Raw genomic sequence first — 12,721 nt, forward strand, 5'->3', positions numbered from 1 at the left:
ACATGGCAGATACCGCCAGCCTGAGCGCCAGCACCCCGACCGTAAAGCCGCCATCGCGCTTTCGGGAGTTCTGGTCATCCTTCAAGGAAAACCGCGGCGCCGTGATCGGCCTGTTCGTCTTCCTTGCCTTTCTGCTGATCGCCGCCTTCGCGCCGCTTCTGGCACCATATTCCTACAATGCACAGGACCGCAGCGCCCTGCTGGTGCCGCCGTTCTGGCAAGAGGGCGGATCGACGGCCTATCTGCTGGGAACGGACGCGCTTGGCCGTGACCTGCTGTCGCGTCTGATCTATGGCGCGCGCTACTCTTTCTTCATCGGCCTGCTGGTTGTGACGCTCGCGACATTCTGCGGCGTGCTGTTGGGGGTGATCGCGGGATTCGCGCCGCGTTGGCTGGACACTCTGATCATGCGGCTGATGGACATCATACTGTCATTCCCAAGCCTGCTGCTGGCGCTTGTGCTGGTGGCCATCCTTGGTCCCAGCCTGATCAATGCAATGATCGCCATCGCCATCGTTCTGCAACCGCATTTCGTGCGCCTGACCCGCGCGGCCGTGCTGTCGGAAAAGTCCAAGGACTATGTCACCGCAGCGCGCGTCGCCGGTGGTCAGCCGCTGAGGATCATGTTCCGCACCGTGCTGCCGAACTGCCTTGCGCCGATCATCGTTCAGGCCGCACTGTCGTTTTCCACGGCAATCCTCGATACGGCGGCACTCGGCTTTCTGGGCATGGGCGCACAGCCGCCGACGCCGGAATGGGGCACCATGCTGGCCGAAGCGCGCGAGTTTATCTTGCGTGCCTGGTGGGTCGTGACCTTCCCGGGCCTGTGCATTCTGATCACGGTTCTCGCCATCAACCTGATGGGCGACGGTCTGCGCGATGCGCTTGATCCGAAACTGAAGCGGAGCTGAGCGATGGCACTTCTTGAAATCCGTAACCTCAGCGTCGACTTCGCCACCTCTTCGGGCAAGTTCCGGGCAGTGGATGGCGTCGACGTCACCGTAGATCAGGCCGAACTGCTGGCGATTGTGGGTGAATCCGGCTCTGGCAAATCGGTCTCTATGCTGGCGCTGATGGGGCTGCTGCCCTGGACCGCCACGGTCACCGCCGACAAGCTGGAATTTGACGGGCATGACCTGCGCAATATTTCCGGACGGGCGCGGCGGCGGATCATCGGCAAGGATATCTCGATGATCTTTCAGGAGCCGATGTCATCGCTCAACCCGGCCTTTACCATCGGCTGGCAGATCAAGGAATCGCTGCGCAAACACACCAATATGAACCGCAGCCAGCGGCAGGACCGCGCCGTCGAATTGATGCGTCAGGTTGGCATCCCCGCGCCGGAGAAGCGATTGCAGGCCTATCCGCACCAGCTTTCCGGCGGGATGAGCCAGCGGGCCATGATCGCAATGGCTCTGGCGAACAAGCCCAAGCTGCTGATCGCGGATGAGCCGACGACGGCACTTGATGTGACCATTCAGGCGCAGATCCTCGAACTGCTGACCGGCTTGCAGGAAGAAACCGGCATGGCGCTTGTGCTGATCACCCATGATATGGGTGTCGTCGCCGAAACGGTGGAGCGTGTGCAGGTGCAATATGCCGGCCAGCGGGTCGAGTTGCAGGAGGTCGATAGTCTTTTCGAGAACCCGCACCACCCCTATACCGCTGCACTTCTGGCGGCATTGCCGGAGCGCGCGACCGAGAAGCGGCTGCCGACGATTCCCGGTGTGGTTCCGGGCCAGTTCGACCGGCCGAGCGGCTGCCTGTTCTCGCCCCGCTGCAAGTTCGCCGATGATCGCTGTATCGCGCAACGGCCTGTGCCTGCGGGTCCGGAAATGGGTCATGCGTTGTGCCACTATCCGCTGATGGACGGTCAGCCAACCGGGAAGGAGTCCGTAGCATGAGCGATCCGATCCTCACCGCCACGAACCTGAAGCGCCATTACGAGGTGAAGGGCGGCTTCATGAAACCGACCGCCACGGTGCGGGCACTCGACGGGGCGAGCTTTTCGCTGACACCGGGCAAGACGCTGGCCGTGGTTGGGGAATCCGGCTCTGGCAAGTCTACGCTCGCCCGTGTTGTCACCATGATCGAACCGCCGACCGAAGGTGAATTGTTCATCGGCGGGCGTCAGATCGGTCCGGATGGTGCGTCCGGTGACCGTGATCTGCGTTCGATGGTCCAGATCGTGTTTCAGGATCCTTACGGCAGTCTGAACCCGCGCCAGACCATCGGGCAGACACTGATGGAGCCTCTGCTTCTGAACCGTCCCGAAGTGAAACCGGCAGAGCGTGAAAAACGAGCGCGCGATATGCTGGGCATGGTCGGGCTGCGGCCGGAACATTTCGAACGTTATCCGCATATGTTTTCGGGCGGGCAGCGTCAGCGTGTGGCTGTGGCCCGCGCCCTGATGCTGGAGCCGAAGATTCTGGTGCTGGACGAACCCGTCTCGGCGCTTGATCTGTCGATCCAAAGTCAGGTGCTGAACCTGCTGATGGACCTGCAGGAACGCATGGACCTGGCCTATCTTTTCATCAGTCACGATCTGTCGGTGGTGCGCCATATCTCGGATGAGGTGTTGGTGCTGTATCTCGGCCAGCCGGTGGAGATCGGTCCGAAGGATGTGATCTTCGATGCGCCGCGCCACCCTTATACGAAGGCTCTGCTGTCAGCGACCCCGGTTGCCGATCCGGGCGAGCGGAAGGAACGCATCAAGCTGACCGGAGAGCTGCCGTCGCCGATGAACAAGCCCGAGGGATGTTCCTTCAACCCGCGCTGCTGGCGGCGTCAGGACATCTGCACCAAGGTCGAGCCGGAGCTGGAGGGGAAGGGGCATTGCTTTGCCTGCCACAACCCGATCCCGCTGGACGAGACGGAAGCGGCCTGAGCCATGTCCGCGCGTGGCGCAAGATCCCGGCTTGACGGGCCGGGCCGCGCGCGGCAACCAAGCACGATGATCGACATTCGTCCCGTAGCCCATGTGATAGGCAGGATCACCTTTGCGCTTGGCGCAATGATGATCTTTCCGACCATGATCGACTATGCGGCGGATAACGCGAATTGGCAGCGCATGGCGCAGTCGATGCTGATCGTCATGGTGCTCAGCGGTCTGGTCGTTGCCGCAACGCATTCCGCGCCCCGCGGCCTGACGATCGAGCAAAGCTTTCTTCTGACATCCGGCCTGTGGCTGATCCTGCCGCTTGCCGGCGCGCTGCCTCTGATGATCGGTGCGCCCGGCCTGACATTCACCGATGCCATGTTCGAGGCGATGTCCGGGCTGACCACCACCGGCACGACAGTGATTGTGCAGTTGGATAACCTGCCACCCGGTACGAATATGTGGCGGGGCATTCTGCAATGGTCGGGCGGATTGGGCATTGTCGTGGTTGCGATGGTATTTCTGCCGGTCATGAAAGTCGGCGGGATGCAGTTTTTCCGTTCGGAAGGATTCGACACGCTTGGCAAGGTTTTGCCGCGGGCCGGTCAGATAGCGGCGGAAATGACGTGGATCTATGTCGGGATTACAGCCGCATGTACCATGTTATATGTCATCACCGGGATGAGCTTTTACGACGCCGTGCTTCACGCCTTGACGACGTGTTCAACGGGCGGGTTTTCCAACTATGATGCAAGTTTCGGGGCCTTTATCGGACCGGCGGAATGGGTGTCGTCGCTCTTCATGGTTCTGGCCTCGATCCCCTTCGTGCGTATGATTCAGGCAACGCGCGGGGATTTTCAGCCGATCTGGCGCGATACGCAGATCCGGGCCTATCTTCGCTATATCTTTTATGCCGTCGCGGTGATCGTGATCTACCGGATGCTTTATATTCACCAGACATCCGACCCGTGGGAGCTGATCCGAGAGACCACCTTTAACGTCATCACGATCTTCTCTGGCACCGGCTATGCCTCGACCAATGTGCTGCAATGGGGACATTTGCCGTTTGCGCTGCTTTTCTGCGTCGCGCTGATCGGTGGCTGTACGGGATCGACCGGCTGTTCGGTCAAGATCTTCCGCTATCAGGTTCTGTTTCAGGCGGTACGCGCGCAGATCAAACGAATGCAATCGCCGCACCGGCTTTATCCGCTGCGACTTGCTGGCAAGCGGCTGGATCAGGAGGTCGTGAACTCCGTCATGGCGTTCTTCACCATGTTCGTGCTGACCTTCGGTCTGCTGATCGTCGGGCTGGCGCTGACCGGGCTGCATCCGAAGACGGCGCTGACTGGCGCATGGACTGCGATTGCCAATGTCGGGCCGGTCTGGGGGCCAGAGATCACGTCGAATGGCAGCATCAACAAATTCCCCGAAGCTGCGAAATGGCTGATGACCTTCGGCATGTATCTGGGCCGGTTAGAGCTTGTCAGCGTTTTCGTTCTTCTGCTGCCACGGTTCTGGCGCGGCTGAAGCAGGATTGTGGCGGCGAACGCTGCCGCCACGCCCATCAGTTTGGGGTCTGCGTTGCACCATCCGGCAAGGCAGCGGGCGTTTCAGCGCCGCCGTCGATTGCCTCTGCCGCATCATCAGAAGGCTCCGCAGCCGCCCGTTCTGCGGCACTCGGTTGGGCGCGGGTGAAGCTTTCGGCGATCTCATTGGCAAGGCGCGGTGCGTTTTCGGCATCGGCGACCGGCCAGATCAGCACCCAGCCTTCGACACGTCCGTCAACGATACGCGATTCCGAGCGTCCGATATGGGAATCATTCCGCCCGGTCAGCACGGCACTGCCCTTCCTGATCTGACGCTCCGGCGCGGGAACCCAGCCAAGTGCGGTGACGAGGCCGGCCAGATCTTCCATTTCCTGCTGCCCCCCGGGGGCGGAAAACAGGATCAGGGCCGCGCCGGATTCGTCTTTCGGACCATAAATCGAAAGCGAGCGGTCATTGCGCTCATGCTGAAGCATCCGCGCAGGCGCGACCAGAGAAAGGCCGGTGTGATCGTCGATCATCTCCTCCAGCCCCATCTCTTGGCGCCAGACCTCACGCTGTTCCGCCAGCTTCATCAGGGCAAGCGCGGGGTCGGCGGCTTCGCGTTGCGAGGCGACCTCTGCCGCGATTGCGGCGCGTGTTTTCGGGCCGCTTTGACCGTCAATCTCACCATCATAGAAGCCAGCCCATTGCAGCAGCTCCTGCACCTCTGCCGTATCGGGCATTTCAGGCAGCTTTTCCGGGTTTTCCGGCCATTCGGGCGCGGTGCCAGTGGCCACGTTCCGGCCCATCTCGGCCTCTGGCGTGATCATGCTGTCATCGGGGATCGCGCCGCCGTTCTTCAGCGCAGGCAGCCATTGATCGGCGGCAGCCCCGCTAAGCGGTCCGGCGGCGATGGCGAACCAGCCATTGGGCATCTCCCAAAGTCCGGCCTCCGGCACGGTCTCGCGCCATTTGGACAAGGCGGCATCCGCCTGTGTCCGATCCTGAAAGGCTTCCAGCCGGATGAACATATCCGGCGCGGGCGGCTCGACAATAATGGGATCTGGTTGCGCGACTTCGGCCACGCCAGAGGTAGAGGCGGCACCCGCAGGATTCTCAACAATACTGGCCGCGCCGGTCTGATCCGCGCGGATATTCGGCAGGGCGGTCGCATTAACGCCATCAGCCGGCGTAAGCAGGCTGTCGGCGGGGATCGTCCGTGCTTCTTTCAGCGCCGTCATCCTTGCCTCTGCCTGCTCGCGCGGCAATGGTCCGAAACCGATCGCCGTCCACGTCTGGCTGAGCGGAAAGATCACGGCGGGAATGTCGTTCACCCGGCCTTGCCACGCCGCCGCCGCCTCTGCCGCGGCTTCGTTGCCGCGCTTTGCCTCGACGCGGATAAACACATTCTCGGCGAATGCGGGGCCGATAAAAGCCGCGCTCAGCAGCAGAATGGCAAGTGGTTTCATCATCATCCCTGTCTTCTTCTTGTTCTGCCCGATTTCTTCTTCTGCCTTATGCCGGTCCGATTGACCATGCCCCGCGCGACGCCTAGAACACCGGCGAGTTCTGGCAGACATACGAAAAAGGATGCCCCAATGACCAGCCCCCGCAATGACGCAAAGCCGCGTTGTTTCCAGGATGTGATCCTGCGGCTTCAGGACCATTGGGCGAAATCCGGCTGCGCGATCCTGCAACCCTATGACATGGAGGTCGGCGCAGGCACGTTCCATCCGGCCACCACGCTGCGTTCGCTTGGCCCGCGCAACTGGGCGGCTGCCTATGTTCAGCCTTCACGCCGTCCGACCGATGGGCGTTATGGCGAAAACCCGAACCGCTTGCAGCATTACTATCAGTATCAGGTCATCATCAAACCCTCGCCGCCCAATTTGCAGGAGCTTTATCTGGACAGCCTGCGCGCCATCGGGCTGGATCCGATGGTCCATGACGTCCGCTTTGTCGAGGATGACTGGGAATCGCCCACGCTTGGTGCCTGGGGCCTCGGCTGGGAGGTCTGGTGCGACGGGATGGAGGTCAGCCAGTTCACCTATTTCCAGCAGGTCGCGGGCTATGATTGCCATCCGGTGTCCGGCGAACTGACCTACGGGTTGGAGCGACTGGCGATGTATGTGCTGGGTGTCGAGCATGTGATGGACATGCCGTTCAACGATCCTGACAGCGACATACCGCTTCTTTACGGCGATATTTTCACGCAGGCGGAACAGGAATACAGCCGCTGGAATTTCGACATCGCCGACACCGAGACACTGTTTCAGCACTTCAAGGATGCCGAGGCGGAATGTGAACGTATCGTCTCTGCCGCTGAAACCGACGGCGCGGGGCGTCAAATCCTCATGTCGCAGCCTGCCTATGATCAGGCGATCAAGGCCAGCCACCTGTTCAATCTGCTGGATGCGCGCGGCGTGATCTCTGTCACGGAGCGGGCTGATTATATCCGCCGTGTCCGTGCGCTGACCAAGAAATGTGCCGATCTGTTCATGCAGACACCGCTGGGGCAGGCTGCGGAATGAACTGGGGACGGGTCGCGGTCATTGCGCTGATCCTGTCGGCGGCGGGCGTTGGCGCCGGCGTCTGGTACGCGCAGACTTATGCCTTTTACGAAGAACTGGACCCTGCCACGGTCGACCTGACGGCGGTTGTGGATGGCCAGCAGGTGCCCTTGTCCGCTGGCGACATTCGCGCCATCGACGCGGGAAGCGCACCGCATCGCTGGCGGGTTTGTGCGACGCTGGACGAGCCGCTGCCCGAGGGTGCAGAACTGTTTGAGGGTGCGACGCCAACCTATGGCCCCGGCTGGTTCGATTGCTTCGACGCAGACCAGATAGGCCACGATCTGGAAGCAGGTGTCGCGACGGCCTATCTGGGCCGGTCCGAAATCCAGCCCGACATTGACCGCATCTTGGCGGTCTATCCTGATGGCCGCGTCTTTGGCTGGCATCAGGTCAACGACAAGACACCCGAACGCGGAGTGATGGACTGATGCCCGACCTGCTGATCGAACTTTTTTCCGAGGAAATTCCCGCCCGGATGCAGCCGAAGGCGCGTGAGGATCTGAAAAAGCTTGTCACCGATGGGCTGGTCGAGGCCGGTCTGACCTATGCCAGTGCAGGGGCATTTTCGACACCGCGCCGGCTGGCTCTTTCGGTCGAGGGTCTGACCGACGCATCGCGGGCCGTCCGGGAGGAACGCAAAGGGCCACGGGTCGATGCGCCCGAAAAGGCGGTGGAGGGCTTTTTGCGCTCTACCGGGCTTGCGAAGGATCAGCTTGAGGTCCGGGACGAGAAGAAGGGGCAGGTCTACTTCGCCGTCATCGAGCGCCCCGGCCGTCCGGCGGCAGAGATCGTGGCCGAGGTGCTGGAAAAGACCATCCGCAATTTCCCCTGGCCGAAATCCATGCGTTGGGGTTCGGGTTCGCTGCGTTGGGTGCGGCCTTTGCATTCGATCCTGTGCATTCTGTCGGATGAGGCAGGGGCGCAGGTGGTCCCGTTTGATATCGATGGCATCGCCTCTGGCGACAGCACACGCGGGCATCGTTTCATGGCGCCGGATACGTTTTCTGTCGTGAGTTTCGATGATTACGCGGCAAAGCTGCGGCGCGCCAGGGTGATGCTCGACCCGGCCGAGCGAGAGGCCGCGATTGCGCAAGAGGCCGCGAATCTCGCCTTCGCGCGTGGCTGGGACATTGTCGAGGATAAGGGTCTGTTGGCCGAGGTTGCCGGTCTGGTCGAATGGCCAGTGCCGCTGATGGGCGCCATTGAAGAGCGTTTTCTGACCCTGCCGCCCGAGGTTTTGCAGACCTCGATGAAAGAGCATCAGAAGTTCTTTTCCGCCCGCAACCCCAAGACCGGCCGGATCGAGGGCTTCGTGACCGTCGCCAATATCGAGACCCCGGATGACGGCGCGACGATCCTTGCGGGAAACCAGCGGGTGCTGGCCGCGAGGCTGTCGGACGGGCTGTTTTTCTGGGAAAACGACCTGCGTCAGGCGAAGGCAGGTATGGAGGATTGGGCCGAGGGGCTGAAATCCGTGACCTTCCACAACAAGCTGGGATCGCAGGCCGACCGCGTGGCGCGGATTAAGGCGCTTGCTAGTGAAATTGCGCCGCTTGTCGGGGCCGACCCGGATCAGGCGGCGCGGGCGGCGGAGCTGGCCAAGCTGGACCTGCGCAGCGAGATGGTCGGCGAATTCCCCGAATTACAGGGGATCATGGGTCGCTATTACGCGCTTGAGGCGGGTGAGGGTGCCGCCGTGGCCGACGCCGCCCGCGACCATTACTCGCCGCTGGGTCCGTCCGACGATGTGCCAAGCGCGCCGGTGTCGGTCGCCGTTGCTCTGGCTGACAAGATCGACACGCTCACCGGCTTCTGGGCGATTGACGAGAAGCCGACCGGGTCGAAGGACCCCTTTGCGCTGCGGCGGGCGGCGCTTGGGGTTATTCGTATCCTACTAGCAGTTGGTAAAAACGCTGGGCTTCAAGGACCTCTCGTATCAGGTGAACGCAGAGCATTCGCATCGCACTTAAAGTCAAGTGCAATCAGCGACAACAAATACGTGAGAGCCCTTCAATTTTCGCGGGCTGCAGGGATTGTGCCGGATGAAACGACGGAAATAGACGCGGCCGCACTGGAGCAGACACAGCAATTGCTAGAACTGGGGCCGAATAGCGGTATTCCTGTTCAAGGATTGGAACTTGCTTCGTTTGCCGACCTCCTCAACTTCCTCCACGACCGCCTGAAAGTCTATCTCCGCGACCAAGGCATCCGGCATGACATTATTGACGCGGTGCTGGCCCAGCCCGGCAATGACGATCTGGTGCTGGTGGTGAACCGGGCCACGGCGCTCAATGACATGCTGAAGACCGAGGACGGGCAGAACCTGACGCAAGGCCTCAAGCGGGCGTCGAATATTCTGGCGCAGGCCGAGGAAAAGGATGGCGTCGAATACAGCTTCGGGGCCGATCCGAAATTCGCCGAGACGGATGAGGAACGCGCCCTGTTTGCCGCTCTCGACACCGCGGAACCGGCGATCAAGGCTGCCACGGCGAGCGAAGATTTCCCCGCCGCCATGTTCGCCATCGCCGCCCTTCGCGCCCCCATCGACGCGTTTTTCGATGCGGTGCAGGTCAATACCGACAACCAGATCGTCCGGCGGAACCGCCTTAACCTTCTGTCCCGCATCCGCGCGGCAGGACGCGAGATTGCCGATTTCACCCGGATCGAGGGGTAAGCCCCGCGCGGAATCAAGGCCGCAGGCCGCCGCGCGAGCGCCGGGCCGGCCCCACGGTCTGGGGCTTGGTCGATGCAGGCGCGACGCGGCCATGTCGTGCGGGTTGCCGGCATAAACCGCGCCGTGGCGGGGTTGGTGCGCCATCCGCCGGTCCGGCGCTCGCTCGGCTGGATCAGATCTCGCGCAACAGGATGCGGGCCGGCCGGAGAGGATGTGCGCCCGATGTGGACATGCCCCGCGCATGGAATTACATCGGAACGACCAGCCCGAGGGAGCACTATGCCAAGCCTTAACGATATTCGCTCGACCTATCTCGATTTCTTCAAGCGCAACGGTCACGAGGTGGTTGCGTCCTCGCCGCTTGTGCCGCGCAATGACCCGACGCTTATGTTTGCCAATTCCGGTATGGTGCAGTTCAAGAACCTGTTCACCGGCGTTGAAAAGCGCGACTATGTGCGGGCGACATCTTCGCAGAAATGCGTGCGGGCAGGGGGCAAGCATAACGACCTGGACAATGTCGGCTATACCGCGCGGCACCACACCTTCTTTGAAATGCTGGGAAATTTCAGCTTTGGCGATTATTTCAAGTCCGAAGCAATCCCCTTTGCCTGGGAATTGCTGACCAAGGATTTCGGCATCCCGAAGGACAAGCTGCTGGTCACGGTTTACCATACCGATGATGAGGCGGCGGACCTGTGGAAGAAGGTCGCGGGCCTGACCGATGACCGCATTATCCGCATCCCGACCGATGATAACTTCTGGCGCATGGGTCCGACCGGCCCCTGCGGCCCCTGTACCGAGATTTTCTACGATCACGGCGATCACATCTGGGGCGGCCCGCCCGGCTCGGCCGAGGAGGACGGTGATCGCTTTATCGAGATCTGGAACCTCGTCTTCATGCAGTTCGAGCAGTTCGAGGACGGCACGATGCGCGACCTGGAGGCGCAGTCAATCGACACCGGCATGGGGCTGGAACGGGTCGGTGCGCTGCTGCAGGGCAAGCATGACAATTACGACACCGACCTGATGCGCGCGCTGATCGAGGCTTCGGCCCATGCGACGAGTTCCGATCCCGACGGGCCGGGCAAGGTCCATCACCGGGTGATCGCGGATCACCTGCGCTCGACCTCGTTCCTGCTGGCCGATGGGGTGATGCCGTCGAACGAAGGGCGCGGATATGTGCTGCGCCGGATCATGCGCCGGGCAATGCGCCATGTGCATATGCTTGGCGCGCAGGACCCGGTGATGCATAAGCTGGTGCCGGCTTTGGTGCGCCAGATGGGGGCAGCATATCCGGAACTGTCCCGTGCGCAGTCGATGATCGAGGAATCGCTGCTGTCAGAGGAAACCCGCTTCCGCAAGACGCTGGATCGTGGGCTGCGTCTGCTGGATGACGAATTGGCCAAGCTGCCCGACGGCGCTGATCTGCCGGGCGACGCGGCGTTCAAGCTGTACGACACATATGGTTTCCCGCTGGATCTGACACAGGACGCGCTGCGCGAACAGGGGCGCAACGTCGATACGGCGGGTTTCGATTCCGCGATGGCAGAGCAGAAGGCGCAGGCGCGCGCTGCCTGGGCTGGCAGCGGCGAAACCAAGGATGCCGCGATATGGTTCGAACTGGGCGAAAAGCACGGCGCGACGGAGTTCCTGGGCTATGACACCGAAGAGGCGGAAGGCCAGCTGCTCGCACTCGTCTCTGACGGGGCAGAGGTTGAAACGGCGAAGGAAGGCGAGGCGGTGCAGATCGTCGTCAACCAGACGCCGTTCTACGCCGAATCGGGCGGTCAGGTCGGCGATACCGGCACCATTCAGACCGATACCGGCATGGCGCGGATTTCGGACACGAAAAAATCTGGCGGCGTGTTTATCCATATCGGCGAGGTCACGATGGGCCAGATCAGCCGCGGGCAGGCCGCGAAGCTGGAGGTCGCGCATGACCGCCGTGGCATGATCCGCGCCAATCACTCGGCCACGCATCTGTTGCATGAGGCGCTGCGTCGAGCGCTTGGCGATCACGTCGCGCAGCGCGGGTCTTTGAATGCACATGACCGGCTGCGCTTCGATTTCAGCCACAACCATGCTCTCACGCCCGACGAAATCGCGCAGGTCGAGACAGAGGTGAACGAATATATCCGCCAGAACGCGCCGGTCGAAACACGGATCATGACGCCCGACGATGCGCGGGGGATCGGGGCGCAGGCACTGTTCGGTGAAAAGTATGGTGAGGAAGTCCGCGTCGTTTCCATGGGCAAGCTGGCCGATTCCGGAAAGGGCACCGACAAGGAAACCTATTCGCTTGAACTTTGCGGGGGCACCCATGTTGCGCGGACCGGCGATATCGGGATGTTCGCGCTGACGACGGAAACGGCCTCTGCTGCCGGTATCCGTCGGATTGAGGCGTTGACCGGACAGGCGGCAATGGCGGAGCTGCGCCGGGTGGATCGGGAACTGTCAGAGATAGCCGGCATCCTGAAGGCACAGGCAGGGGGGGTCGTCGACAAGGTCAGAGCCCTTTCCGATGAACGAAAGGCGCTTGCCAATGAGGTCGCGCAACTCAAGCGTCAATTGGCGATGGGTGGCGGCGGCGCCTCCGAGGCCAAGGAGGTCGCTGGCGTCAAGTTTATCGGTCGTAAGGTCGAGGGCGTCTCGGGCAAGGAACTTGGTCCCCTTGTCGACGAAATGAAGTCTCAGCTCGGCAGCGGTGCGGTCCTGGTGCTGGCCGAGGCTGACGGCAAGGCGACCGTCGCTGCCGGCGTCACAACTGACCTGACCGACCGCATCAGCGCCGTCGCCCTGGTTCAGGCCGCGACAGCAGCACTTGGCGGAAAGGGCGGCGGTGGGCGTCCGGATCGCGCACAGGGCGGCGCCCCGTCGCTGGCAGAGGCCGATGCCGCGTTCTCTGCCGCAGAAAACGTAATCTCGGGGGTCTGACGCAGGTGGGGGCTCCGCCCCCACGGGCCTTACGGCCCTTCCCCCGAGGTATTTATCCACCAAAGACGAGCACGCGCCCTGCCGGGGAGACAGCCGACAGGGCGCGGCGTCTTCGGTGGCGGTCATCGGCACCTCT

At 62.1% G+C, this 12,721-nt stretch carries 9 protein-coding genes; 8 read left to right on the forward strand and 1 reads right to left on the reverse strand.

Translation table 11 applies throughout. The features are described 5' to 3' along the window. The first annotated feature begins 2 nt into the window (after positions 1-2). The 4 genes from PAF20_RS06155 to PAF20_RS06170 all read left to right on the forward strand — a co-directional run bounded on the left by PAF20_RS06155 (position 3) and on the right by PAF20_RS06170 (position 4,405). Positions 3-911, forward strand: coding sequence for an ABC transporter permease subunit (locus PAF20_RS06155; protein ID WP_271072833.1), 909 nt, complete (start codon positions 3-5; stop codon positions 909-911). A 3-nt stretch (positions 912-914) separates the two neighbouring features. Beyond that, a complete protein-coding gene (locus tag PAF20_RS06160; protein WP_271072834.1) occupies positions 915-1,904 on the forward strand; it encodes an ABC transporter ATP-binding protein in 990 nt (329 codons plus the stop codon). Next, a complete protein-coding gene (locus PAF20_RS06165) occupies positions 1,901-2,887 on the forward strand; it encodes an ABC transporter ATP-binding protein (protein WP_271072835.1) in 987 nt (328 codons plus the stop codon). The genes PAF20_RS06160 and PAF20_RS06165 overlap by 4 nt, the downstream gene beginning before the upstream one ends. 66 nt (positions 2,888-2,953) lie before the next feature. After that, a complete protein-coding gene (locus tag PAF20_RS06170) occupies positions 2,954-4,405 on the forward strand; it encodes a TrkH family potassium uptake protein (protein ID WP_271073263.1) in 1,452 nt (483 codons plus the stop codon). Between the two features lie 37 nt (positions 4,406-4,442). On the opposite strand, the gene PAF20_RS06175 is transcribed toward PAF20_RS06170, so the two are convergent. After that, the gene (locus tag PAF20_RS06175) at positions 4,443-5,879 is read right to left on the reverse strand and encodes a peptidoglycan-binding domain-containing protein (protein WP_271072836.1); all 1,437 of its coding nucleotides are present in this window, start codon (positions 5,877-5,879) and stop codon (positions 4,443-4,445) included. A gap of 123 nt (positions 5,880-6,002) precedes the next feature. On the opposite strand from PAF20_RS06175, the gene PAF20_RS06180 reads away from it, so the two are divergent. The 4 genes from PAF20_RS06180 to alaS all read left to right on the forward strand — a co-directional run bounded on the left by PAF20_RS06180 (position 6,003) and on the right by alaS (position 12,585). Next, positions 6,003-6,935: a glycine--tRNA ligase subunit alpha gene (locus PAF20_RS06180; RefSeq protein WP_271072837.1), complete on the forward strand. Its 933-nt coding sequence runs from the start codon at positions 6,003-6,005 to the stop codon at positions 6,933-6,935. Beyond that, positions 6,932-7,405: a DUF6446 family protein gene (locus PAF20_RS06185; protein WP_271072838.1), complete on the forward strand. Its 474-nt coding sequence runs from the start codon at positions 6,932-6,934 to the stop codon at positions 7,403-7,405. Before PAF20_RS06180 ends, PAF20_RS06185 begins: the two co-directional genes overlap by 4 nt. Further along, complete coding sequence (glyS, locus tag PAF20_RS06190) at positions 7,405-9,651, forward strand: glycine--tRNA ligase subunit beta (RefSeq protein WP_271072839.1); 2,247 nt, start codon at positions 7,405-7,407, stop codon at positions 9,649-9,651. The genes PAF20_RS06185 and glyS overlap by 1 nt, the downstream gene beginning before the upstream one ends. A 279-nt stretch (positions 9,652-9,930) precedes the next feature. Further along, positions 9,931-12,585 carry an alanine--tRNA ligase gene (gene alaS / locus PAF20_RS06195; RefSeq protein WP_271072840.1) on the forward strand — a complete coding sequence of 885 codons (2,655 nt, stop codon included), beginning with the start codon at positions 9,931-9,933 and terminating at the stop codon, positions 12,583-12,585. The last annotated feature ends 136 nt before the right edge of the window (positions 12,586-12,721 follow it).

This window comes from Paracoccus albus, from assembly GCF_027913035.1.
Lineage (GTDB): Bacteria > Pseudomonadota > Alphaproteobacteria > Rhodobacterales > Rhodobacteraceae > Paracoccus > Paracoccus albus.